Source organism: Brevibacterium sp. UCMA 11752 (assembly GCF_021532235.1).
GTDB classification, from domain to species: domain Bacteria; phylum Actinomycetota; class Actinomycetes; order Actinomycetales; family Brevibacteriaceae; genus Brevibacterium; species Brevibacterium antiquum.
This window is the reverse complement of sequence record NZ_JACBOS010000003.1, coordinates 4,181,598-4,205,674: the sequence shown is the minus strand read 5'-3', so window position 1 is coordinate 4,205,674 and position 24,077 is coordinate 4,181,598. Positions and strand designations below refer to the sequence as shown.

18 protein-coding genes are annotated in these 24,077 nt (G+C 64.0%); 8 read left to right on the top strand and 10 right to left on the bottom strand.

The window, feature by feature from the left end; all coding sequences use genetic code 11:
- Positions 1–37 precede the first annotated feature (37 nt).
- From HU144_RS19020 to HU144_RS19000, 5 genes are all read left to right on the top strand, one after another.
- Positions 38–1,771, top strand: coding sequence for an ABC transporter ATP-binding protein (locus HU144_RS19020; RefSeq protein ID WP_235352741.1), 1,734 nt, complete (start codon positions 38–40; stop codon positions 1,769–1,771).
- 1 nt (position 1,772) lies between these two features.
- Positions 1,773–3,974, top strand: a complete 2,202-nt coding sequence (locus tag HU144_RS19015) for an ABC transporter ATP-binding protein (protein WP_442862668.1) — start codon at positions 1,773–1,775, stop codon at positions 3,972–3,974.
- Between the two features lie 395 nt (positions 3,975–4,369).
- Positions 4,370–6,106, top strand: coding sequence for a hypothetical protein (locus HU144_RS19010; protein WP_235352628.1), 1,737 nt, complete (start codon positions 4,370–4,372; stop codon positions 6,104–6,106).
- A 322-nt stretch (positions 6,107–6,428) separates the two neighbouring features.
- Positions 6,429–6,923, top strand: coding sequence for a peptidoglycan-binding domain-containing protein (locus tag HU144_RS19005; RefSeq protein ID WP_235352627.1), 495 nt, complete (start codon positions 6,429–6,431; stop codon positions 6,921–6,923).
- A 443-nt stretch (positions 6,924–7,366) separates the two neighbouring features.
- Complete coding sequence (locus HU144_RS19000) at positions 7,367–8,077, top strand: hypothetical protein (RefSeq protein ID WP_235352626.1); 711 nt, start codon at positions 7,367–7,369, stop codon at positions 8,075–8,077.
- 97 nt (positions 8,078–8,174) lie between these two features.
- Here the strand turns inward: HU144_RS19000 and purQ are convergent, their stop codons facing one another.
- From purQ to purD, 10 genes are all read right to left on the bottom strand, one after another.
- Complete coding sequence (purQ, locus tag HU144_RS18995) at positions 8,175–8,912, bottom strand: phosphoribosylformylglycinamidine synthase subunit PurQ (RefSeq protein ID WP_198398149.1); 738 nt, start codon at positions 8,910–8,912, stop codon at positions 8,175–8,177.
- On the bottom strand, positions 8,912–9,166 hold the full coding sequence (gene purS / locus HU144_RS18990) for a phosphoribosylformylglycinamidine synthase subunit PurS (protein WP_235352625.1): 255 nt from the start codon (positions 9,164–9,166) through the stop codon (positions 8,912–8,914). The genes purQ and purS overlap by 1 nt, the downstream gene beginning before the upstream one ends.
- A gap of 154 nt (positions 9,167–9,320) precedes the next feature.
- Positions 9,321–10,742: an NAD(P)/FAD-dependent oxidoreductase gene (locus tag HU144_RS18985; RefSeq protein ID WP_235352624.1), complete on the bottom strand. Its 1,422-nt coding sequence runs from the start codon at positions 10,740–10,742 to the stop codon at positions 9,321–9,323.
- Positions 10,743–10,906: 164 nt separating this feature from the next.
- A complete protein-coding gene (locus HU144_RS18980) occupies positions 10,907–11,770 on the bottom strand; it encodes an ABC transporter permease (protein WP_235352623.1) in 864 nt (287 codons plus the stop codon).
- Position 11,771: 1 nt separating this feature from the next.
- The gene (locus tag HU144_RS18975) at positions 11,772–12,761 is read right to left on the bottom strand and encodes an ABC transporter permease (RefSeq protein WP_235352622.1); all 990 of its coding nucleotides are present in this window, start codon (positions 12,759–12,761) and stop codon (positions 11,772–11,774) included.
- A complete protein-coding gene (locus tag HU144_RS18970; protein ID WP_235352739.1) occupies positions 12,758–13,921 on the bottom strand; it encodes a polyamine ABC transporter substrate-binding protein in 1,164 nt (387 codons plus the stop codon). The genes HU144_RS18975 and HU144_RS18970 overlap by 4 nt, the downstream gene beginning before the upstream one ends.
- 1 nt (position 13,922) lies before the next feature.
- Positions 13,923–15,083 carry an ABC transporter ATP-binding protein gene (locus HU144_RS18965; protein WP_235352621.1) on the bottom strand — a complete coding sequence of 387 codons (1,161 nt, stop codon included), beginning with the start codon at positions 15,081–15,083 and terminating at the stop codon, positions 13,923–13,925.
- Positions 15,080–16,738, bottom strand: coding sequence for an amidohydrolase (locus HU144_RS18960; RefSeq protein WP_235352620.1), 1,659 nt, complete (start codon positions 16,736–16,738; stop codon positions 15,080–15,082). The genes HU144_RS18965 and HU144_RS18960 overlap by 4 nt, the downstream gene beginning before the upstream one ends.
- 156 nt (positions 16,739–16,894) lie before the next feature.
- A complete protein-coding gene (locus HU144_RS18955) occupies positions 16,895–18,391 on the bottom strand; it encodes an aminobutyraldehyde dehydrogenase (protein WP_235352619.1) in 1,497 nt (498 codons plus the stop codon).
- 326 nt (positions 18,392–18,717) lie between these two features.
- Positions 18,718–20,985: a phosphoribosylamine--glycine ligase gene (gene purD / locus HU144_RS18950; protein ID WP_235352618.1), complete on the bottom strand. Its 2,268-nt coding sequence runs from the start codon at positions 20,983–20,985 to the stop codon at positions 18,718–18,720.
- A gap of 33 nt (positions 20,986–21,018) precedes the next feature.
- Here purD and HU144_RS18945 point away from each other — a divergent pair, with 33 nt between their 5' ends.
- Genes HU144_RS18945 through HU144_RS18935 form a run of 3 tightly spaced genes read left to right on the top strand, consistent with a single transcriptional unit; the run spans position 21,019 to position 24,035 of the window.
- The gene (locus HU144_RS18945) at positions 21,019–22,179 is read left to right on the top strand and encodes an asparaginase (RefSeq protein WP_235352617.1); all 1,161 of its coding nucleotides are present in this window, start codon (positions 21,019–21,021) and stop codon (positions 22,177–22,179) included.
- A gap of 15 nt (positions 22,180–22,194) precedes the next feature.
- Positions 22,195–22,596, top strand: coding sequence for a sterol carrier family protein (locus HU144_RS18940; RefSeq protein WP_198398139.1), 402 nt, complete (start codon positions 22,195–22,197; stop codon positions 22,594–22,596).
- On the top strand, positions 22,593–24,035 hold the full coding sequence (locus HU144_RS18935) for an aldehyde dehydrogenase family protein (protein ID WP_235352616.1): 1,443 nt from the start codon (positions 22,593–22,595) through the stop codon (positions 24,033–24,035). Before HU144_RS18940 ends, HU144_RS18935 begins: the two co-directional genes overlap by 4 nt.
- Positions 24,036–24,077: the final 42 nt, after the last annotated feature.

Here is a 24,077-nt window from a genome sequence, read left to right as displayed (position 1 = left end):
CCTTTTCGCGAACTACTCACATCTCTGGATGTCCACCGTGGCCCTATTACGCCTGTCCCTGAAATACGCTCGATCCTATTGGCTCTACATTGTCTTCGTCGTCGTCCTCCAGCTGGCTGCGACCATCGCGGCTCTATTCCTGCCGAGCCTGAATGCGCAGATCATCGACCAGGGAGTCGCCAAGGGCGATACCGACTTCATCTGGTCGACTGGAATGACGATGATCATCGTCTGCCTTGTCCAGGTCGTCACCGCTGTGACTGCCATCTTCTTCGGTGCCCGCACGGGCATGGGCGTCGGGCGGGATCTGCGTCGGGCCATCTACAGCAAGGTCGACGAGCTCTCGACGCTGGAGGTCGGCAGGTTCGGCAGCGCCACACTCATCACCCGTAACACCAACGATGTCCAACAGGTCCAGATGCTGGTGCTCATGACCCTGAACTTCATGGTCTCCACGCCGATCATGTGCATCGGTGGAATCATCATGGCGCTGCGCGAGGACGTGGGGTTGTCCTGGCTGGTATGGGTGTCCGTGCCAGCGCTGTTCATCGTCGTCGGCATCCTCGTCTACCTGCTCATGCCGCTGTTCCGACGGATGCAGGAACAGGTCGATGACATCAACGGAGTCCTCCGCGAACAGATCACCGGCATCAGGGTCGTGCGTGCGTTCGTGCGCGAACCTTTCGAAGCCGACCGCTATGCCGACGCCAACCGGGCACTGACAGAGACCTCGGTCAAGGTCGGCAACCTCTTCGTGCTCATGTTCCCGGCGATCATGATGATCCTCCACCTCGCCACCGCCGCCGTGCTGTGGTTCGGCGGCCACCGCGTCGACGCAGGCCAGATGGAAGTCGGTTCACTCACAGCCTTCCTGCAGTACCTCCTGCAGATCCTCGTGGCCGTCATGATGGGTGTGTTCATGATGATGATGATTCCCCGCGCCGTCGTCTGCGCTGAGCGCATCTCCGAAGTCCTCGATTCCACCTCGTCCATGATCATCCCGAAGGGCGTCGACGAACTCCCGCGCCGAGGGGAGCTTGAGTTCCGCAATGTCACCTTCGGCTATCCCGGAGCCGAGGTTCCCGTTCTTGAGAACCTCAGCTTCACCGCACAGCCGGGCACGACGACTGCGATCATCGGCGCCACAGGTGCCGGCAAGTCCACCATCGTCAACCTCATCCCCCGTCTGCTCGACCCGCAGTCAGGAGACGTGCTCATCGACGGTGTTCCCGTCAGCGCATTCAACCGGCATCAGCTGGCACAGCTGGTGGGTCTGGTGCCGCAGAAGCCGTATCTGTTCTCCGGCACGATCGCCTCCAACCTCCGGTTCGGAAACGAGTTCGCCGATGACTCCGATCTGTGGGAAGCGCTCACGACGGCCCAAGCAACGGATTTTGTGACCGATAAGACCGACCAGCTTCAGGCAGGCGTCGCCCAGGGTGGCACGAACTTCTCCGGCGGACAGCGACAACGGCTCTGCATCGCCAGAGCTCTGGCCGCCAAGCCGAGGATCTTCGTCTTCGACGACTCGTTCTCGGCTCTCGACGTCGCCACCGACGCCCGGCTGCGCAGCGCCCTAGACGAAACCACCGGCGATTCAACAGTCGTGGTCGTGGCTCAGCGAGTCTCCACGATTCGGGATGCCGACCAGATCATCGTCCTCGACGAGGGCAAGATCGTCGGCCGGGGAACACACGAGGAGCTTGTGGATGCGAATGAGACCTACCAGGAGATCGTCGAATCCCAGCTGGCCACGGAAGGGGTGAACTGACATGACGCACCAGGAATCCAACGAGTCAACGGCGTCAGACACCTCGGCGGCAACGACGACCGCTGACCCCGACGCGACACAGTCCGTCGACGAGGACTACCTGCCGCAGGGCGACGACGGGGACATGTTCGGCGACACCCCGGCGAGAAAGGCGAAGCACTTCTGGCCCTCGGTCAAACGACTGTTCGGACTGATGGCAACCGAGAAGCTCGGGCTCATCAACGTCGTCCTGCTCGTCATCGGTTCGGTCGTCCTCACCGTCATCGCGCCGAAGGTCCTGGGCAAGGCGATGGACATCGTCTATTCCGGCGTCATCGGGTCACAGCTGCCTGCTGGTGCGAACATCGACGACATCATCGCCGGGGCGCGTGCTGAAGGCAGAGACGACTTCGCCAATATGCTGGCCACCGCCGACGTTGTTCCCGGCCAGGGCATCGACTTCACCGCGCTCGGACAGATCATCATCGTCGTCCTCCTCATGTACCTCGTGGCCTCGATGCTCATGTGGGCGCAGGGCTACATCCTCAACGCCCTCGTCATGCGGGTCGTCTACCGGCTCCGGGAAGACATCGAACGCACTATCAACAAGCTGCCGCTGCGATACTTCGACACCAGGCAGCGCGGCGATGTGATGTCGCGGGTGACCAACGACGTCGACAACATCCAGCAGGCACTGCAGCAGGCCTTCTCTCAACTGGTTCAGTCCGCACTGACTATTGTGGGAATCGGCGTGATGATGTTCATCGTGTCCTGGCAGCTGGCGCTGCTGGCACTCATCGCGCTTCCGCTTTCCGCGGTCATCGCCGGAGTCATCGGCACTCGGTCGCAGAAGATGTTCAAGGCGCAGTGGAAACACACCGGCGAAGTCAACGGACACGTCGAAGAATCGTTCTCCGGTCTCGACGTGGTCCGCGCCTTCGGCCGCGACGAGATCATGCTCGAAGAGTTCGACCGTCGCAATGAGTCTTTGTACAAGGCCTCGGCAGGTGCGCAGTTCGTGTCGGGCATGATAATGCCGGCGATGCAGTTCGTGTCCTACCTCAGCTACGTGCTCATCGCTGTCGCAGGCGGCCTGAAAGTGGCCTCGGGGCAGATGACGCTGGGTGACGCGACCGCGTTCATCCAGTACTCCCGTGAGTTCTCCCAGCCGATCTCCGAGATGGCCGGAGTGGCGAACATGCTGCAGTCCGGTGTCGCCTCGGCGGAGAGGACATTCGAACTGCTGGATGCCGAGGAGGAAGAACCCGACGACGCGCAGGAGACGCTGCCGCAGCGTACCCCGGGCCGGGTCGAGTTCTCCGAGGTCAGCTTCCGCTACACCGAGGACACTCCGCTCATCGAGAAGGTCTCGTTCACGGCCGAACCAGGTCACACGGTGGCCATCGTCGGACCGACCGGGGCAGGCAAAACCACCTTGGTCAACCTGGTGATGCGCTTCTACGAAATCACCGGTGGCCACATCTACCTCGACGGCACCGACACCCAGGACCTGACCCGAGCAGACCTGCGATCCCACGTGGGTATGGTGCTCCAGGACGCATGGCTGTTCGAAGGCACCATTCGAGAGAACATCCGGTACGGCAGACTCGACGCGACGGACGAAGAGGTCATGGCTGCCGCACAGGCAACCATGGTCGATCGCTTCGTACGACAGCTCCCCGATGGATACGACACGGTCATCGACTCCGACGGTGGCAGCGTCTCTGCCGGTGAACGCCAGCTCATCACGATCGCGCGGGCGTTCCTCGCCGACCCGTCATTGCTCATCCTCGACGAGGCGACATCTTCGGTCGACACCCGTACCGAGGTTCTCGTCCAACAGGCCATGGCTGCTCTGAGAACGGACAGAACATCGTTCGTCATCGCGCACCGCCTGTCGACGATCCGTGATGCCCACACCATTCTTGTGATGGAGGATGGAGCCATCGTCGAACACGGCAACCATGAGGAGCTGCTGAACGCGGAAGGAGCGTACTACCGCCTCTACATGTCACAGTTCCGTGGGGAGGACGCGGAGGAGCAATTCACCGCCGAGGTGCTCGCTGAGTCAGAGACCGAGATCGGAATCCTCGTCGAGGATCGTACCGACATGGATGCCGCTGATGGCGCCTATGGCGCTGACGACGCCGAGTCTGCGGAAGGAAGTCACGACGGCGGGCGCGCCCCGAGAGGGCTGAAGGACGACACGGTCACAGACACCTGAACCCATTGCGACTGATGACATGGTCGCAACGGGCGAATCGGCCCCTGCAGCTTCGGCTGTGGGGGCCGAAGTCAATTCATGTCGAAGGTAACGATTATCGGCCCCAGATGACCGTCTCTGCACAATCGTGACATGGGCTCGTCTCAGCGCTCACGCTGTCCCTGGTGCTGTGCCGGGAGAGAAAGCCGAGGTGGGGGAGGAACCAGCACCGAAAGAGGCAGGGCGGACCGTTCCTCGGACCAGGTTGATGTCTCGAACGGATAAACATTGTGGAATTTCTCAATCACATTTCCGTCATGAACTAAAAGACCAAAAGTCGCCACCCGCTAACTACGTACGTATGGTCCATTTCATCACCGAACATGGCAGCCACGCAGATCTCTGGAAGGATCATCATGAAACGGCTGGCGCTTGCAGCAAGCATCGCACTGGCGATTTCCACGCTCGGAGTCGGTCCGGCGGCCGCGAGCACACTGACCGCAACTGAAGCATCGGCTGCGCAGGCAGGCACAGAGTCTCCGAGCGAAGACGCGGCCGATGCCGGTGAAGCAGACGACTCCGGTGCTGACGCAGCCGACCCTGGCACAGGCACGAATGAAGCAGAGGGTGATGCCGCGGCCACCGAGCCACCTGCGGACGAGGCAGCCGATCCGGATGCAACCGAAGACGGAGGGGAGAAAGACGGCGCCACCGACGGTGCAGAGGAAACCGAGGCGATCGATGCCAGCTTCTCCCTCGAGAAGACAGAGATGAGTGCCGAAGAGATCGGTGACCCCAATCAGGGGATCCGGTACACCGTCGATTCCCTCAAAGCTGGGGACGTCGTCACCGCTGAACCCGGTGAAGCCACCTCGACGACGGTCGAGAGCGACGGTACATTCACCGGGACGATCCTCGGCAACACAGAGCTCAAGACCGGTGACACGCTCAATGTCACAGTCACCGTCAAGCGTGAGGGAGCGGAATCGAAGACCTTCAGCGGCAGCATCGAGGTCGTGGCTCCCGATGATGAGGAGCAGGAGGCAGACCTGACAGTTTCGCCGAAGACTCAGAACGTGGACGACTTCATGAACAACGGTGTCCAGATCACCCTCGTCAGCTGCGTGATGGATGAAGAGGTCAATTTCCGCATCGCTCGCAAGGGCGACCCAGACACCACCATCTGGGAGGACTCACAGATGGCCGGTGAAGATGCGGCAGGATCCACCACGTTCATCCCTGGCACGGGCGGTGAGGGCTGGGTTGGTGACTTCGTAGTCACAGCTTCGTGCGGCGACAAGAATGCGGAGACGACCTTCACCGTGACCGATGGTGACGGCGACGATGCGAACTCGGATCTCACCGTGTCGCCCAAGACTCAGAGCCTGGAAGACTTCCTCAACGACGGAGTCCACATGACATTCGTCAACTGCCATGTGGACGAAGAGGTGACGTTCAGGGTGAGCACCAAGAGCGACCCTGACACCACCATCTGGGAAGAGACGCAGCAGGCCGGTGAGGACGCGGCCGGGCATGCGAGGTTCATGCCCCAAGGTGAAGGCGGCAAGGCGTGGGTCGACGAGTTCCTTGTCATGGCTTCGTGCGGGGATAAGAGCGCGGAGTCGACCTTCACCGTGACCGGCGACGAAGACACCGGCTCCGAAGCGAAGCTCTCCATCAATCCGGAGAAGATCCCTGCGGTCGACTTCATCAACCGAGACAAGGGTGTGACGATCACTGTCACCGAATGTGAACCCGGCAGCGAGGTCAAGTTCGAGGTCTGGGGGCTCGAACCCAGTGGGAAGCTCTACGAACAGAGCGCCGAGGCGAATGAGAACGCAGCCGCCTCGGTCCAGATCTACGGACTCGGCGACGATCCCGCACCCTACGTCGGCACCTACAAGGTGTTTGCGATGTGCGCGGACCAAGCGGAGATGGAAGGCGAATTCCTCGTCACCGGCAACGGTGGCGGCACCGATGGCGGCAACGCCGGCGAGGCCGGCGATTCCGGCCCAGCGGATGATTCCGGCAATGCCGGCTCGATGCCTCGCACCGGTGCCGAAATCACCGGACTCGGCGCAGGAGCAGTGTTGATCGTGGGAGGTGCTGCGACAGTTCTCTTCGCCCGTCGCCGCTCACAGCCCGGGCAGTGATCGGTGACCCGACGGGTTGGTGAATACCCCCGGCCCGTCGGCGCGAATCGACACTGACAGAAGGGCGTTCGGCCCCGGTGCACCGACTCATCGAATCTGCAGATGAGCCAGTGCGCCGGGGCCGAACTGCGTGCTACGACCCCAGCAGCGAAACTGTGTCGGCACCAACTCGCGGGCATGCCTTCTGAGTACCGTCGGACCCTTGTCGCATGAGGAACTGCGCCCATAGATTGACGCTTGTGGCAGCAAGGCTGCTTCCACAAGTATTCACAGCCGGTGCCTCTCTCAATGAGGCTCCACCGGCATCGATAGAGGAGGAAACATGTCGAACCCCGGTCAGCCGATCATCAAAAAAGGGTCACAAGGCGATGTCGTCAAGAGGGCACAGCGAGCACTGCGCAGAGTGCCGGATCATTCAGTGGCCGTCGACGGAATATTCGGGTCAGTCACGGAAGAAGCGGTCAAGAACTTCCAAAGAGGAGCCGGGCTGGACGATGATGGCATCGTCGGGGACAAGACCTGGGAAGCACTGCCTGACGGCGGACCGATGCCGGTGCTCAAGGAAGGTTCGTCCCATAAGGCCGTCGCCGACCTGCAGGAAGTGCTGAAGAACGGTTCGGTCGAGGGGGACTGGCCCTCACCAGGGGAGCCAGACGGCAACTTCGGAGCGGAGACCAAGGCTGCTGTGGAGGGCTTCCAGAAGTGGGGCGAGGCCGACGTCGACGGCGTCGTCGGTGACGAGACGTGGTCGGTCGAGATGCATGCGGCATCCGCGACTCTCGAGACGGCCGTCGGCCTCAAATGGGTTGAGGACTGACTCGGTCCTATTGCCTGGACCCACTCAGCAGTGGGTCCAGGCAATAGGACCGAAATCGCCCATTACGATTGGATCGCGCGCGACGCGCGAAGACATCAATGCGTGACGCCGAAGCTGAACGCCAGCTGAACCTGGCTCAGGGACATCGCCGCGCAGATGCAGAGTTCCACCTCATATCCACGACCGTTGCGACCTACTGAGCTGGAACGACGACGCGCTTCGGAGAACTGTGTGAGCCAGCACAGCTTCAGTAGTCTCAGCATCGACTCAGCTCAACGGGTGAGCAAGTTTCGTTGTCATCACGGAGTGACAGATCTGTCATGACAGGCCTGTCATGACCACAACGAACACAACTCCACAACCGTCATCCGACCTTCGTAGTGTGACTGGCACAACCGAATATGGCTGTTACGACCTTTTGCTGCGAAAGAAGGATGATCACAATGAAGAAGCTCGCACTGGCAGCTTCCATCGCTCTTGGCCTCTCCGCCTTCGGAGTGGGACCGGCGACGGCCTCCGATGGCTCGAATCAGGATTCGGTGATGAAGGAAGCGGACTTGGCGTTGAAATACCGGGAGATGACGCCTCTCGAGGTCACACAGGGCAAGGGCATCGAGTTCACGATCGACGGGCTCAAGAAGGGAGACGAGGTCACCACGAGCCTGGACAACGAGCTGCGGACAGTGGACAAGGACGGAGCGTACGACGGGGCGGTTGCGATGGATGAGGAGCCCGACGATACGAACGTGAAGTTCACGGTTACGGTCAAACGCGGTGATGAGCCGGACCGCGTATTTGACGCTCGCGTCCACATCATCGAGGGCGATCGGGGTGAGTACGATGACGGTACTCTCGTGATGGACCCGGAATCGACGACGCTCGATGAGTCGCTCTACCAAGAGGGACTCAACCTGACGATGGTCAACTGCTCGAGCGAGGACGAAGTCCTGTTCCAGGTGTTCAAGGAGGACGAGGAAGGCCGGTCGAAGGTCTGGGAGAAGAGGCAGCTCGCCGGTGAGGACGAGTCTGCATCAGTGAGGTACATGCCCAGGGACGGCATGCCCGATACGGGCGAGTACGAGGCCGTCGCCACGTGCGGTGATCTCGAGGACACGGCAGAAGTGACGGTCAAGCCGACCGAACCGCAGGAGTGAGGTCACTCCGGCCGACAACAAGGCACAAACTGCTGAGGGCCCCGAGGCGCGTCGTCATGCCGTGCTTCGGGGCCCTTTCGTGCACCGGTCTGTGAGCTCAGCCCCTGACCAGAGTGCGCACGGCAGAAGAGAAGAACCCCTGACCGTCGATGCCGCCGCCGTCTTCGGGTCCGAAACCGGCCTCGACAGCGTGTTCGGGGTGGGGCATGAGTCCCACGACGTTTCCGGCCTCATTCGTGATGCCGGCGATGTCACGCAGAGAACCGTTGGGGTTGAGCCCCTGATAGCGGAAGACCACGCGACCGGAGCCTTCGAGTTCGTCGAGAACCTCGTCGGTGGCGACGAATCCGCCTTCACCGTTCTTCAGCGGAATGCGAATGGTCTGTCCCTGTGAGTAGTCACCGGTCCAGGCAGTATTCGTGTTCTCCACGACCAGTTCCTGGTCACGGCAGACGAAATGCTGGTGGTCATTGCGGATGAGGGCGCCAGGCAGCAGGTGCGATTCGCACAGGATCTGGAATCCGTTGCAGATGCCCAGGACCGGCATTCCGGCGTTGGCGGCGGAGACGACGGCGTCCATAATCGGAGCGAAGCCCGCGATCGCGCCGCAGCGCAGGTAATCCCCGTAGGAGAACCCACCGGGCAGAATGACACCGTCGACACCGGCAAGCGTGGAATCGGCGTGCCACAGGTTGACCGGTTTCGCACCCGCAAGACGAACCGCACGTGCGGCATCACGATCATCGAGGGTGCCGGGGAATGTCACAACACCGATCGAGACTCCGGACTCAGCACCCGCCTCGGCGATGGTGGGCTCGGTGGCGACTGCGGTCATCAGGCTTCCTCGACGGCGCGAACGGCCACGACGTTCTCGATGACCGGGTTGGACAGGAGCTTCTCCGCCGCCTCCCGAGCCTGCGCGAGAACCTCATCGGTGACCTCACCCTCGACCTCGAGTTCGAAGCGCTTCCCCTGTCGCACCTCACCGAAACCGGTGAAGCCGAGTCGGGACATTCCACCGGAGATCGCCTTACCCTGAGGGTCAAGAATCTCGGGTTTGGGCATCACCTCAACGACGACACGTGCCATGCGTGTTCTGCTCCTTCAAGAAAGTGTTCGGGAGTTCCTCCCGCGCTCGCTGAAAGTCTATCAAGCACGGAAGGAACTGCCGCCTTCGGTCCGAGCTGCGGACGTCACCGGTCGGCCCAGACGCCACCAGTCGGCGGAGTCGTCACCGGCAGCGTCAGGAGTCGAAGCCCATGCCCACAGCATCGAGCGCTTTGAGCAGCGGACCTCGTCGGCCTTCGTTGCTGTCGGCTCTGATCATCGCATTCGTCGTCACCTGGATGCCCAGCCAGGCCACCGGCTCGGGCGGGAAGGGCAGCGGAAGCTTGCGCACCATCTCCAGCTGGGTCAGCTCGGTGTCCTGGCCGGACAGCAGGTCGAGCATGACCGTGCCGGCGAATCGTGAAGCGCCCACACCCAGTCCGGTGAAGCCGGCGGCCATCGCGACCTTCTTGCCGTAGGCCGTGGTGAAGAAGGAGAAGAAGCGCGAGCAGGTGTCGATCGGCCCACCCCATTTGTGGCTGAACTTCAGGCCGGCCAGCTGCGGGAAGGTCTCATAGAAGTGCTCGGCCAGGGTCTCGAAGGTCTCGGGGCGCTGGTCGTACTTCCACGACACCTGCCTCCCGTAGTGGTAGACCGCGTCCCATCCGCCGAAGAGGATGCGATTGTCGGCCGAGAGTCGGTAGTAGTGGAACCGGTTCGCGCAGTCGCCGATGCCCTGCCGTCCGCTCCAGCCGATGGATTCCAGCTGCTCATCGCTGAGCGGTTCGGTCATCAGGGCATAGTCGTAGACAGGGACGGTATGCAGACTGGCCCGCTTGAGCAGCGAGGGGAAGACGTTCGTGGCCAGAGCAACGCGATCGGCCGTGATGATGCTGCAGGGAGCGGTTCTGCTGTCCTCGAGGCTCTGGGCAGTCACCAGAGTCGTGACCTGGACCGTCGATTTCCGGTCACTGACATCCGTGACCTTCGTGCCTTCGAAGACCTCGACGCCGAGTTCTCGGATGACCCGCAGCAGCTCCCAGCACAGCTTGGCAGGGTTGACCATGGCGACCTCGCGCGAGTCCCAGAGAGCACCCTTGTAGGTCGGGGACTTCACGATCTGAGCCAGCTCCTCCTGGTTGTAGAAGATGAAACCGGCCTCTGGGTCGTGTGCTTCTCGCAGCTCCGGGACCTGGTAGTCCTCGGTCGCGACGTCGAGTTCACCGGTGCGCTCGAACTCGACGTCCATGCCGTACCTGGTCACAGCCGCGCCGATCGCATCGAGGTTCTCCCGCCCCAGTTGTGCCAGGCGTTCGTTCTCGTTCGGCAGATGGGACTCACCGTTGTCATAGCCGTGGGTCAGGCTGGCTGCGCAGAACCCGCCGTTGCGGCCAGAGGCAGCCCATCCGATCGAATTCGCCTCGACCAGGACGACATGGCGCCTTGGGTCACGCTCCTTTGCCTGCAGCGCTGTCCACAGCCCGGTGAAACCACCCCCGACGATGACGAGGTCGGCCTCAATGTTGTGGGTCAGCGGCGGCAGGGGTTCCGGGCGCTGAGCGGAATCGAGCCAGAACGGCACGGTGGAGGCGTCGGCCAGTGCGGCATTGACGTCCATGTCATTGCTCCTTCTGTCTGACCGCAGTCGTCTGCGGCCCAACGGCATTCGTCTGCCATCTGTCGGCATTCGTATTCTGCCTTGCGGCAATCATTGCAAGGGTGGCAACCCTCGGGCCCCAGGACCCACCTCGGCGAGGCCACCCGCCCACCTCGGCGAGGGGATCATCCGGCCATCGTCTTGATGATCTCTGTCGAACTTCCACCCGCCTTGCGCAGCACGAAGCCCACAAAGGCCAAGGCCAGGAGGGTGAGGAAGAACATCAGGGTCGAGATCGCCGCCACTTCGGGCCGCAGGGCAACCCTCACGGCAGAGAAGATGTAGACCGGCCACGGCGTGTAGCCGGGCTGTTGCACGAAGCTCGAGAGGATCGTGTTGTCGAGGCTGACCGTGAACGACATCAGCGCGCCGGCGAGGATGCCGGGAGCTGCGATCGGCAAGGTGATGTCCTTGAACCGGTTCCATGGGGTCGCGCCCAGGTCCGCGGCCGCATCCTCGAGTTGGGAGTCGATGCCGGCCAGTCGGGCGCGGACGATGAACGTCACGATCGCCATGGAGAACATCGCGTGCGAGATGATGAGCCTGACCAGACCGTTGTTCAGCGGTGTGATGCCCCAGTCGACGCCGACGGTGACGAACCATGGCAGGAACGAGATGCCGTCGACGATCTCGGGTGTGACCAGTGTCAGTCCGAGGATCGCTGTCAGGCCCAGGGCCCACCACGCGCCCTTCGGGGCCCGCGCCAGTGCCACGCCGCCCAGGGTGCCGAAGACCGTCGAGACGAGTGCGGCACCCACCGCGGCCTGGAGGCTTGTGACGACCGAGGAGATGATGATGTCGTTGTTGATCCCCGAGATGTAGGCGTCGAGGCCGAAGCCGCGGAAGTTCGCCAGCACCTTGCCGGTGTTGAACGAGTACGCGATGATCACCGCGATCGGGAGGAACAGGTAGGCGAAGACCAGGATCCCCCAGACGTGGAGTCCGATGTCCGTCGGGGTTCTGCGGGCGAACGTATTCTTCTTCGACATCTCAGGCCCTCCCATCTTTCAGCGGCACACTGTTGAGTCGGGCTGCGATCATCTGCCCCAGTTTGAGCAGACTGAATCCGACCCCGACGACCGCCAGAGTCGCGAGGATCAAGATCACCGCCATGGCCGCGCCGACTGCCCAGTTCTGGGCCGTGTTGAATTGGTTGGCGATGAGCTGCCCGACCATCGAACCACTGGCCCCGCCGAGGACGGTCGCCGTGACGTAGTCACCGTTGAGTGGGATGAACACGAGCAGGCACCCCGAGACGACACCTGGCATCGCCATCGGCAGCGTCACCCGCAGGAACGTCGTGATCTTGCCGGCGCCGAGGTCGTAGCTGGCTTCGCGCAGCTTCTGACCCGAGGAGTCGATTGCGACGAAGAGCGGCAGAATCATCAGCGGCAGATAGTTGTAGACGACGCCGATCTGCACGGCCGAGCGCGTGTAGAGGATGTCCAGCGGCCCGTCGAGCAGCCCCAGGCCCTGCATCCAGTCCGAAAGGAATCCGTCTGGGGAGAGCATGATCTGCCAGCCCAGGGTCCGGACCAGGAAGTTCGTCCAGAACGGCACCATGACCAGCGCCAGCGCCAGAGACCGCCTGGCCGGTGAGACCTTGATGGCCAGCCAATAGGCGAAGGGCAGAGCGATGATCAGGCACAGGATCGTGCCGACGACGGAGATCCTCAGAGTCGCGAAGAACGTCGACACGAAGCTGGCCGACATGGCCTCGGGGTACCGGTCGAAGGAGAGCTGGTCGGTGGCCACGGCCGTGAACTCGTCGGGTTTGTAGCCGAAGCTGTAGAAGATGACCAACGCCACGGGGATGATGAAGAAGAACAGCGCATACGCCCAGGTCGGGAACGACATCGCAGAGGCACCGAAGAACCTCGCTGACATGCCTCCGGGCTTCGCCGGCTGAGTTGTCTTCGCCGGCCTCTTGAGTGTTCCGGGTGTCTTCTCCGGCGTTGATTCGGCTGCCTGGGTGCTCATGCTCCGCTCCTTGCCTGCGCATCGGCGTAGATCTTCGTGCGGATCTGATCGGCCGGGGTCTGCTTGCTGGGTTCGAGACGGTCGAGGACCTTCTGAGACGGGAAGATGAGGTCCTGTTCGTCGAGGTCGGCCTTCTTCGCCTGTTCCGCCAGCCCCCGCGTCCCGATCGGGTAGCCGATGTAGTCGAGCTGTTCGACCGCGGTGTCCGGAGAGATCATCTGATTGATGAAGGCATGGGCGGAGTCGGGATGCTGAGCGCCGGTGGCGATGGCCCAGCAGTCCATCCACAGGTTCGCCGAGGGAGTCGGGAACACGAACTTCCAATCCTCAGGCTCGGCCGCCTCCGACAATCCCTGTCGGGCATCTCCGTTGAAGGCCTGCAGCAGGGTGAAGCTGCCCTGGACCATGCCCGTGGCGACATTGCCGATATAGGCCTTCGTGTTCGGTGCGAGCTTGTCGAGGACGATGCTGCGCGCCTCCTCGAGCTCCTTCTCGTCCTGGGTGTTGAGACTGTAGCCCAGAGCCGCCAGTGCGATGGCGCAGACTTCCCACGGGTCCTCGAGCAGCGAGGTGGTCCCGGCCGCCTCCTTCTGTGCGGTGTCGATGAAGTCCTGCCAACTCGTCATCTCGTGAGTGATCTTCTTCGTGTTGTAGACGAACCCTGTGGTCCCCCAGGCCTTGCAGATCGAGTACGTGTTGTCGGGATCGAAGTACTGGTGAGTGAAGTTCGGATCCATGTGCTTGAAGTTCGGGATGAGATCGAGGTCGAGCTCCTGGAGCAGATCGTGTTTGAGCATCTGCGGAATGTTCGATCCCGTCGGCACCACCACGTCATAGCCCGAGGTTCCGCGCGAGGTGGAGAGCTTTGCGATGAGCTCCTCGTTCGACCCGTAGGAGTCGACTTGGACGAGCACGTCGTTCTTCGCTTTGAATGCTTCGATGAGTTCGGGGTTGTCGTAGTCGCCCCAGGAGTAGAGGTTGAGCTTCGACTCGAGCTCACCGTCCGTGGGCGGTGAAGCGGCCATCGTCGTGTTGCGGCCACAGGCGCTCAGCGCGCCCAGACCGACGACGCCGAACCCGGCCAGGAGCGCTCGCCTGCTCAGCCTCGTCGAGGCAGCCCGGGGCGCCAGGAAATGCACATCGGGGATCCTGCCTGCCATCTCAGACACCGCTCTCATAGTCGTAGACGGCCACGTCGTCGGCATTCCAACTCAGATCCACCTCGGCGTCGGCGGCAAGCACGTCGTTGCCGGCGGCCGGCACCCGAGCCAGGAGCTCATCGTTATCCCCGGCCACGAGCATGTACTGGATGACATCGCCGAGGAATGACACCGACAGGACCCGACCACGAGCGGAGTTCGCGGCCAACTCTTCGGTCCCGGCAGGGGCAACGCGCATGCGTTCGGGCCGAATGGCAGCCCGCACCTTGTCTCCGACGCTCAGCGTCGAAGCCGTCCCCGACGCCGAGGCGGGTCGGATGTCGAGGGTGGGCGTTTCCATGACGGCGTTCGCCGTTCTCAACGTCGCGGTGGAGCCGTTGATCTCGGTCACCTCGGCGGGGACGAAGTTCTGTTTGCCGATGAAGCCGGCTACGAAGCCGTTGACGGGATTGGCGTAGATGTCTTCGCCGGAGCCGATCTGCTGGATCACGCCGTTGTACATGACCACGATCCGGTCACTCATCGCCAGTGCCTCGTCCTGGTCGTGGGTGACGAAGACGAAGGTCGTGTCCAGGCGGGTGTGGAGGCGTTTGAGCTCGAGCTGCATCTCCTCGCGAAGTTTGCGGTCGAGGGCCGACATCGGTTCGTCGAGGAGGAGGACCTGCGGTCGGTTGACCAGGGCTCGGGCCAGGGCGATGCGCTGCTGCTGACCGCCGGAGAGCTGTTCGGGCTTGCGTCCGGCGAAGTCCTCCATCTGGACCAGGGCGAGCACCTCACGGACCCGATCGGCGATCTCCGACTTCGGTGTCTTGGACTGCTTGAGGCCGTAGGCGATGTTGTCGGCGATGTTCATGTGGGGGAAGAGCAGGTAGGACTGGAACACCGTGTTGACCGGCCTGCGGTGCGGCGGAAGGCTGACGATGTCCTTGCCCGAGAGCAGGATCGCGCCGTCGGTGGGGGCTTCGAAACCGGCGATCATGCGCAGCAGGGTCGTCTTGCCGCAGCCCGAGGGCCCCAGCAGAGAGAGGAACTCGCCCTTGCGCACGGAGAGGTCGAGGCGTTCGATCGCGGTGTTGTCCCCGAAGACCTTCTTCACACTTTGGATCTCCAAGTGTTCGAGCTGTGTGGGCGCCGTTGTCTCAGACATGGCTGTCGTGGTCATGATTGCCTTTCAGCGGTGGTGGCGTCGTGGACGATGCGGCCGCCTGCGATCGTCATCTCGTTGTGCACCTCGGCGAGACTGCCTGGGGCGAGGTCGAAGGGGTTGGCGCTGGCCAGTGCGAGGTTCGCGATCTGGCCGGTGCGGATGGTTCCGTTGGCCCCCGAACGCAGCAGATGCGCGGAACCGGAGGTGTAGGCACGCAGCGCGGTGATCAGGTCGATGGCCTGCTCGGGCAGCAGCGGCGCCGGGTCGTCGGCGTCCGGATGCGAGCGGTTGACTGCCACATGGATGGCCTCCCACGGGTTCGGCGTCGAGACCGGCCAATCCGACCCCATCGCCAAGTGTGTGCCGGCATCGGCGAAGGACTTGAACGGATAGAGCCAGCGGGAGCGTTCGGTCCCGAGGTAGGGAAGGTTGAGGTCGAGGAGCTGCTGGTCGTGACAGGCCCACAGTGCCTGCAGGTTCGCGGTGATTCCGAGCTGAGCGAAGCGGGGAATGTCGACGGGGTCGACAACCTGAACGTGGGCGATGTGGTGTCGACGCTCCCTGTCCCCGGTGGTCTCGGGGCCCCCGATGGACTCGAAGGCGTCGAGAGCTGCCCTGTTCGCCGCATCACCGATCGCATGGCAGTGGATGTCGAAGCCTGCCGCGTCGAGGGCGGCGAAGGCTCGGTGCAGGTGCTCACGGGTGAAGTAGCTGATGCCGAACCCGCCGCAGGCACAGCTGTACTCGGCACTCATCGCGGCGGTCCGGGATTCGACGATGCCGTCGAGCATGAACTTCACCGAGGTGGTGCGAAAGCCCCCGTGGGTTCGCCGCTGGTCGAGCAGGGCGGCGACCTGAGCTTCGATGTCCTCGACGTCACGGGGCCACCACAGGCTGCCGACGACCTCGGCCGTCAGATCGCCTGAGTCCTCTGCCTCAACGTAGGTGTCGAAGGGGGAGCGGTGGCCGGAGTAGTCGCCGACGATGGCGTCCATCCAGGCGGTGACGCCGAACGCATGGAGGGAGGACTGCCCGGCGAGGAGTCCGGCGCGGATATCGGCGTCGGTGGCGGCCGGGACATGGGCGGAGACGAGATCCATGGCAGATTCGTGCAGGCACCCGGTCGGTGCCCCCGCTTCGTCCTTCTCGATCACGCCACCGGGCGGGGTGGGCGTGGAGGCATCGATGCCGGCCAGGTCCATGGCCTGCGTGTTCACCCACGCCGAGTGATGGTCCGCGCTGAGCAGGATGACGGGCCGGTCCGGGCTCAGCTCGTCGAGGATCACAGCGGTCGGTGCGCCGCCGGGGAAGTCGGCCATCGACCAGCCGCCGCCGGTGACCCAGTTGACGTCTGACGTGCCGGCGGCGGTCGCGGTGCCGGCTGCGGTCGCGGTCACATAGTCGCGAATCACCTCAAGCGAGGCCTCGAGGCCCTGAGCTTCGCTGAGATCGCAGGCCAGGGACTCCTGTCCGCCGAAGGTGGTGTGCACATGGGCGTCGACGAACCCGGGTGTGATCAGCTTTCCCGTGGCCGTGATGGTGTGTTCGGAAGGGTCCACAGCCGGGCCGGTGCCGATCTCGGTGATGATTCCGTCGCGGATGCTGATGCGGTTCGCAGGCAGGACGGAGTGTCCGTCGAAGATGCTGACGTCGAGAACGTCGAGGTTCATGGTCCTCCCGACTTCCTTGTCGAAGGTGAGGCCGAGCGCGCTGGACGCACTTGGCAGGATGTCATTGTATGTCGCCCGGGGCATCGGGCCACAGGGCTCGGACGGGCTGTTATCCGTTCGTGCCCGAGACCGTGACCGGTAACCCGCGGCAGAGTGTCAGGACGTGAAGATGGTGTCCTGCCATTCGTGGTGCGGGTCCTCGTGTTGGTCGATGAAGACGTGCTTGACCTGCGTGTACTCATCGAACGAGTACTGGCTCATGTCCTTCCCGAATCCGGAGGCCTTGTATCCGCCGTGAGGCATGTCGGAGACGATCGGGATGTGCTCGTTGATCCACACGCATCCGGCTTCGATGTCGGCCGCGGCACGCAGCGTCCGGTTCGTGGTCGTCGTCCAGGCGCTCGCCGCCAACCCGTAGGGGGTGTCGTTGGCCAGTTCGATGGCCTCGTCATCGGTGTCGAAGGCGATCGCGACGAGGACGGGACCGAAGATCTCCTCACGCCATACCTCGGCGTCGGTGTCGATTCCGCTGATCAGGGTGGGTGCGTAGTATGCCGTTGAGTCGGTGTCCCCGGGCAGAGCCTCGCCGAGGTGGTTCGTCGTCGGGATCGCTCCGCCGCAGTGGATCGTGGCCCCGGCAGCCCGGGCGCGGTCGACCATATCGGCGACCCGTGAGCGGTGGGTCAGCGAGATGAGGGAGCCCATGTCAGTGGCGGAGTTCGACGGGTTGCCCACGCGGACACCGTCCATGAGTTCGGTGACGCGGGTTGTGAAAGCCTCGAAGTGTTCGCGGGCGACGATGGCCCGGGTCGCCGCGGTGCAGTCCTGGCCGGAGTTGATGAGCGACCCGGCCACGGCACCGCGGGCGGCGGCTTCGATGTCGGCATCGTCGAAGACCACGAACGGGGCCTTGCCGCCGAGTTCGAGGTGGACGCGAGAGCCCTTCGCCGCGGCGAGTTCCATGATGCGTCGGCCCACCTTCGTCGATCCTGTGAACGAGGACATGACGACATCGGGGTGGGTGATGAGCGCTTCACCGGCCTCGAGTCCGTCGCCGGCGATGATGTTGATGACACCGGGGGCGAAGCCGGCGGCGGTGGCAGCCTCGGCGAGGATGAGTGAGGTCCCCGGAGTCATCTCCGAGGTCTTGAGCACGATCGTGTTGCCGGCTGCGACGGCGGGGAAGATCTTCCATGCGGCCATCTGCAGCGGGTAGTTCCACGGGGCGATGGAGCCGACCACGCCGAGGGGTTCGCGCCTGGTCATCGACGTCGACTTCGCCCAATAGGTGCCAGCGGCCAGACCTGTGAGCTGCCGGGCGGCCCCGGCGAAGAACTTCGCGTTGTCGATCGAGCCGGGCACATCGAACTCCTTGGCCAGGCGGATGGATTTGCCTGTCTGCCGCGACTCGAGTTCGGCGAGTTCCTCGGCGCGAGCCTCGAGCTCGGTGGCGAGGCCGAGCATCAGCTCCGCGCGCTCGCCAGGGGTGAGTGCTTTGAATGCGGGATAGGCGGCCTTCGCCGAGGCGACGGCTTCGTTGACATCCTCGGCGTTGGCGAGCGTGTACTCACCGGTCGTCTCGCCGATGGCGGGGTTGACGAGGGTGAAGGTGTCACCGCTGCCTTCGTGATAGGTGCCGTTCCAATAATGCATATCGTCACTTCCAAGCGAGTTGCACGTCTGTGTGTGGGCCTGCGCGGACCAGTGTGGGCCTGGTCACACACAGTATAGGAATCAGTGGGTTGAATCCACCGATTCCGTTGTGTGAGACGGCTTCGAGCTGAAAACAATGACCACCCGGCATATTTCCCTGCTGAATCAGTGGTCACGCCTGCGATTTTCGCGCTAAGTCTTTGGTTGCGGCCGGGGTCAGCACGCGTCTGAAGACAACGCCGCACCGCCGATATCACTGTCGTGCAGCGTTGTATCGGCGGTGCGGCGTTGTCTCGGTGTGAGAGGTGGTCCGGCTGTGACCAGCCTCAGCCGGGGAACTTCTGGCCGGTGAGCTTCTCGAAGGCCTCGATGTAGCGGGCGCGGGTCTTTTCGACCACCTCGGCGGGGAGGGGCGGTGGGGGAGTGTCCGAGGACTTGTCCCAGCCGGACTCACCGGTCAGCCAGTCGCGGACGAACTGCTTGTCGAAGCTCGCCTGCGGCTGACCCGATTCGTAGCTCGCCGCATCCCAGAAGCGCGAGGAATCCGGGGTCAGCACCTCGTCGCCGAGGACCATGGTCCCGTCGGGCAGTGTCCCGAACTCGAACTTCGTATCGGCGAGGATGATGCCGCGCTCACGCGCGATCGCCTCTGCCTTCTGATAGATCTCGATCGTCAGGTCACGGACCTTCTCGGCTGCCTCGGTGCCGATGGTCTCGGTGATCTGGGCGAAGCTGACGTTCTCGTCGTGGTCGCCCAGATCGGCCTTGGTCGCGGGCGTGAAGATCGCGGGCTCCAGCCGGTCGGCTTCGATGAGGCCTGCCGGCAGCTGGATTCCGCACACGGAGCCCGTGGCCTTGTAGTCAGCCATCCCGGAGCCGGTGAGGTAGCCGCGGGCTACGCACTCGATGGGCAGCATCGACAGGTTCTTGACGATGAGGCCGCGACCGGCCACTGCCTCAGGAACATCGGAGCTGATGACATGGTTGCCGATGACCTCGGAGAGCTGGTCGAACCACCACAGGCTCAGCCCGGTCAGCACCTTCCCCTTGTCCGGGATCTCGGAGTCAAGCACCCAGTCATAGGCAGAGATGCGATCCGAGGCGACCATGAGCAGCTGCTCGGCCGACGCGGCATCGGTCGAGCCCTCGGGAATGTAGAGGTCGCGGACCTTGCCAGAGTAGACGTGCGTCCAACCCGGAAGTTCGGGCGCCGTGGAGTCGAGCGCGGCGGCAGCTGGTGCCTCTTCCGGTGCCGGGTAGATGTCGGCCACCGTGATCTGCCCGCGAGCGGCCACCTCGGCGATGTCGGTGCGGTGCTGCTCGCCGTCCCACTTGACCTCGGCCACAGCGGCATAGGCCTTGGCCCGGGCCTCGTGGAGTCCGGTGCCCAGCGAGACGACGGAGAGCACACGCCCGCCGGCGGTGACGATGTCCCCGGTCTCGGCGACGTCCTCGGAGATGACCGTGTCCTCGGGGGCGAATCCGGCGCCCGTGTCTGTGGCACGAGCGGTCCCGGCGTGGAGGATGTGGACGTCCTCGAGCCCGTCGGCCGTGTTGAGTCCGCGGATGATGTCGCCGGTGCGCGGAGTGTTCGGGTAGTTCTCGGCAGCCATGACCACGGTCACCGAGGTGCGCGGATCCCAGTCGAGTTCACCGACCTCGTCGAGGCGCCCCTCGGCGGCGGCGAGCATGGTCTGGCCCAGCGGGCTGCGCAGACGTGAGAGCACGGACTGGGTCTCCGGATCGCCGAAGCGGACGTTGAACTCGACGACCCGCATGCCTTTCGACGTCAGGGCGAGCCCGCAGTAGAGAAGTCCGACGAACGGGGTGCCGCGGCGGGTCATCTCATCGACGACCGGCTGGGCGACGGTGTTGACGATGTCGTCGACTGTGCCGGCCGGGATCCAGGGCAGCGGCGAGTAGGCGCCCATGCCTCCGGTGTTCGGGCCGGTGTCGCCATCGCCGATGCGCTTGAAATCCTGAGCGGGAGTCAGCGGCAGAGTGTGCTGGCCGTCGCAGAGGACGAAGAGGGAGACCTCGGGCCCGTCGAGGTAGTCCTCGATGACGACCCGGTCGGAGACCTCGAGGCAGGAGCTGGCATGAGTCAGTGCCTCGGCCCGGTCCGAGGTCACGACGACGCCCTTGCCCGCGGCCAGGCCATCGGCCTTGACCACGTACGGAGCCCCGAAGTCATCGAGGGCGGCGGCCGCCTCGTCGGAGGTATAGGCGACCACGGCGCGTGCGGTGGGCACATTCGCGGACTCCATGACCTCCTTGGCGAACGCCTTCGAGCCTTCGAGGATCGCGGCCTCGGAACTGGGTCCGAAGACCGGGAACGAGGACTCGCGCAGGGCGTCGGCGACCCCGGCGACCAGCGGGGCTTCGGGGCCGATGACCACGAGGTCGACGTCGAGTGTCTCCGCCAGTGCCGTGACAGCGGTGGAGTCGTTCATATCGACGGCTTCGGTGTGCGCGATCGCTGCGATTCCCGGGTTGCCGGGTGCGGCGATGACGGCGTCGACCTGGGGGTCGCGACTGAGAGCAAGGACGAGGGCGTGTTCGCGGGAGCCCGAACCGATGACAAGAACCTTCACCCCACCAGCCTATAAGGTCGTAGGCTTGAGTGCGTGACTCGTTCCACTTTCGTTTCCGCCGACGCCGCCGAGTTGGCCTTCGTCGAGCGCAGCGGGTTCATCGAATCCCGCCACATCGGTTCCGTAGTCGTCCTCGACCCGGATGGATCGCCCCTGATCAGCCTGGGTGCGCCGGAGGCTCCCGTGTTCACCCGGTCGAGTCTCAAACCGCTGCAGGCGATTGCCGCGATGAGTCTCGGAGCGCAGGTCTCCGGCACCTGGGCGGCACTGGCGACCGCGTCCCACAAATGCGAGGCCGGCCACGCCGAGGCGGTTGCCGGAATGCTCGAATCCGCCGGCTTGAGCGTGGATGACCTGCAATGCCCGTCCGCGCATCCCGCCGACGGTGCCTTCCGCCGGAGCCTTCAGGAGGCCGCACGTCATCTCGAGCAAGACGACACTGATCCGGCATCGGCACTGTACTTCAACTGCTCCGGCAAGCATGCGGCGTTCCTCATGGCCGCGGCGGCCATCGGTGCGGACACCGCAGACTACCTCGACCCGAACCACCCCGTGCAGAAGAGGGTCGCCGAGGTGGTCGAATCCTTCGCCGGTGAGACGCCGGCAGCCGTGGGCACCGACGGCTGCGGTGCTCCCGTCTTCGCGCTCAGCCTCACCGGCCTGGCACGGGCGATCGGCCGTGTGGTGCGTTTGGGCAGCGCAGACGCTGCCACGGAAGACGAGAACCCGAGGACCACCTCGGCGAGGGAACCGTATGTCTCCTACGCCACCGAGGCCCGCACCCTCATGGACGCCGTATTCGCAGACCCGTGGGCGATCGAAGGCCACGGCAAACCGAATACGACGGTCATCGAGAGCCTCGGCGTCTTCGCTAAGGGCGGGGCCGAAGGCGTCATCGCCATGTCCACGAAGTCCGGATACTCGGTCGCGATGAAATGTCTCGACGGGTCCTCTCGCGCCACCGGAATCGTGGCACTGACTCTGCTGGCGAAGGTGGGAGCCCTCGCCCCGGGCACGGCTTCGTCCACGGGCTCAGCCCCCACCTCGGCGGGGGATGTCGTCATCACCGATGAGCTCCTCGACGAAGTCATCGCGGCGATCACCGACCCGATCACCGGCGGCACCGATTCCGAGGGACGGACGAGCATTGTGGGCAGGCTCGAGCTGGGCGAAGATGTAGCGAAGATCAGGTAAGAGGGAGAGTCACTGATGGCGATTCGCAGAAGGATCGACCCCGACGAGGGCCGCAACGCCCTTGAGATGTGGGTTGCGCACTCCGAGGCCGACGCGGCACCGGCAGACCGGTCGACCCTGGCCACGGCCGTGCGGTTCACGCTCGAGGAGCTCGCCTCGCGGGCGGAGGGCAACAGCGTCGAAGTCCGCGTCCCGCCCTTCGGCGTCACCCAGTGCATTCCCGGGCCCCGGCACACCCGCGGCACACCGCCCAACGTCGTCGAAACCTCGGCGCAGGTGTGGTTGGAGATCGTGACCGGCAGGACCGAATTCTCCGCCGCGCTCGCCGAAGGCTCGGTTGATGCCTCGGGCACGCGCGCCGACATCAGCGATTTCGTCCCCCTGTACACCTCAGCAGAATTGGAAGGTCGGCGATGAACGCCCAGATCACCCAGACCACCTCATTCATCGGCGGACGCCACGTTCCCTCACTGACCACCTACGCCAACGTCGACCCGGCCACCGGCGAACACCTCGGCGATGTCTCCCGCGGCGGGGCCGACGAGGTCGACCGTGCGGTCAAGGCAGCGGCCCGGGCGCAGAGGGAATGGAGGCGCTCGAGCACCGAGCAGCGGTCGAAGCTGCTGGTCACCACCGCCGAAGTGATCCGAGCCAACCGCGATGAGATGGCCGCACTGGAATCCGAGGACACCGGCAAACCGCTGACCCAGGCCTACGCCGATGTCGACGTCTGCGCCCGCTACTTCGAGTTCTACGGCCACACCATCGAGTCCTACTACGGGCACTCGATCCCCATGGCCGAGGACATGCACGTCTACACGCGCCGCGAACCCTACGGCGTGACCGGGCACATCGTGGCCTGGAACTACCCGCTCCAGCTCATCGGACGCGCCGCCGCGACCTCACTGGCCACCGGCAACTGCGCCGTGGCCAAACCCGCCGACGAGACTCCGCGCTCCACGGTCCGCCTGGCCGAACTCATCCATTCCGTTGGCTTTCCAGCAGGTGCGTTCAACGTGGTGACAGGCCTGGGCGCCGAGGCGGGGGCCGCGTTGGCGGCGCATCCGGGCATTGCTCACCTGGGCTTCGTCGGCTCGACTCAGATCGGTTCACAGATCGCCCACGCCGCCGCCGATCGGGTCATCCCGACGGTGCTCGAACTGGGCGGAAAGTCCGCGAACATCGTCTTCTCCGACGCCGATGTCGACGCGGCAGTCCCGTCCCTGGTGCGTTCGATCATCCAGAACGCCGGCCAGACCTGCTCGGCCGGGTCCCGACTCATCGTCGCCCAGGACATCCACGCCGAGGTGGTGGAGAAGATGGCGGCCGCGATGGAGAAGGTGACCATCGGCTACGGCATCGACGACCCGATGCTCGGACCCCTGATCTCGAAGAAGCAGCAGTCCCGCGTCGAAGGGTTCCTCTCCGACATCGGCAACGCCCAGATCATCACGGGAGGGACCAGGCCCGAAGGTCTCGCCGAGGACCTCACCGGCGGTGCCTTCATCACCCCGACGCTCGTCGACAACGTGTCCCCGGGCTCGAGGATCGCGCAGGACGAGGTCTTCGGCCCCGTCGTCGTGGCCATGACCTTCGGCGATGAAGAGGAAGCGATCTCCCTGGCCAACGGCACCGACTACGGCCTGGTCTCGGCCCTGTGGACGCAGAACATCTCCCGGGCTCATCGGGTCGCCGCCGAGGTCGAAGCCGGGCAGGTCTTCATCAACACCTACGGAGCCGGCGGGGGAGTGGAGCTGCCCTTCGGCGGGTTCAAGAAATCCGGCTATGGCCGTGAGAAGTCCATCGAAGCCTTCGACGAGTACACGCAGACGAAGACCGTTGTCGTGAAGCTGTGAGGTCCTGACGCAGTGCAGCGGACTGGTCACGACGCAGTGCAG

What these genes read in the sequence shown, in the direction of transcription:
- HU144_RS19010 (WP_235352628.1), top strand. Translation starts at nt 4,370, where the DNA reads ATGAAACGGCTGGCGCTTGCAGCAAGCATCGCACTGGCGATTTCCACG.
- HU144_RS19000 (WP_235352626.1), top strand. Translation starts at nt 7,367, where the DNA reads ATGAAGAAGCTCGCACTGGCAGCTTCCATCGCTCTTGGCCTCTCCGCC.
- HU144_RS19015 (WP_442862668.1), top strand. Translation starts at nt 1,773, where the DNA reads ATGACGCACCAGGAATCCAACGAGTCAACGGCGTCAGACACCTCGGCG.
- HU144_RS19005 (WP_235352627.1), top strand. Translation starts at nt 6,429, where the DNA reads ATGTCGAACCCCGGTCAGCCGATCATCAAAAAAGGGTCACAAGGCGAT.
- HU144_RS18960 (WP_235352620.1), bottom strand. Translation starts at nt 16,738, where the DNA reads ATGAACCTCGACGTTCTCGACGTCAGCATCTTCGACGGACACTCCGTC.
- HU144_RS18975 (WP_235352622.1), bottom strand. Translation starts at nt 12,761, where the DNA reads ATGAGCACCCAGGCAGCCGAATCAACGCCGGAGAAGACACCCGGAACA.
- HU144_RS18935 (WP_235352616.1), top strand. Translation starts at nt 22,593, where the DNA reads ATGAACGCCCAGATCACCCAGACCACCTCATTCATCGGCGGACGCCAC.
- HU144_RS18985 (WP_235352624.1), bottom strand. Translation starts at nt 10,742, where the DNA reads ATGGACGTCAATGCCGCACTGGCCGACGCCTCCACCGTGCCGTTCTGG.
- HU144_RS18980 (WP_235352623.1), bottom strand. Translation starts at nt 11,770, where the DNA reads ATGTCGAAGAAGAATACGTTCGCCCGCAGAACCCCGACGGACATCGGA.
- HU144_RS18970 (WP_235352739.1), bottom strand. Translation starts at nt 13,921, where the DNA reads ATGGCAGGCAGGATCCCCGATGTGCATTTCCTGGCGCCCCGGGCTGCC.
- HU144_RS18940 (WP_198398139.1), top strand. Translation starts at nt 22,195, where the DNA reads ATGGCGATTCGCAGAAGGATCGACCCCGACGAGGGCCGCAACGCCCTT.
- purS (WP_235352625.1), bottom strand. Translation starts at nt 9,166, where the DNA reads ATGGCACGTGTCGTCGTTGAGGTGATGCCCAAACCCGAGATTCTTGAC.
- HU144_RS18965 (WP_235352621.1), bottom strand. Translation starts at nt 15,083, where the DNA reads ATGACCACGACAGCCATGTCTGAGACAACGGCGCCCACACAGCTCGAA.
- purQ (WP_198398149.1), bottom strand. Translation starts at nt 8,912, where the DNA reads ATGACCGCAGTCGCCACCGAGCCCACCATCGCCGAGGCGGGTGCTGAG.
- HU144_RS18955 (WP_235352619.1), bottom strand. Translation starts at nt 18,391, where the DNA reads ATGCATTATTGGAACGGCACCTATCACGAAGGCAGCGGTGACACCTTC.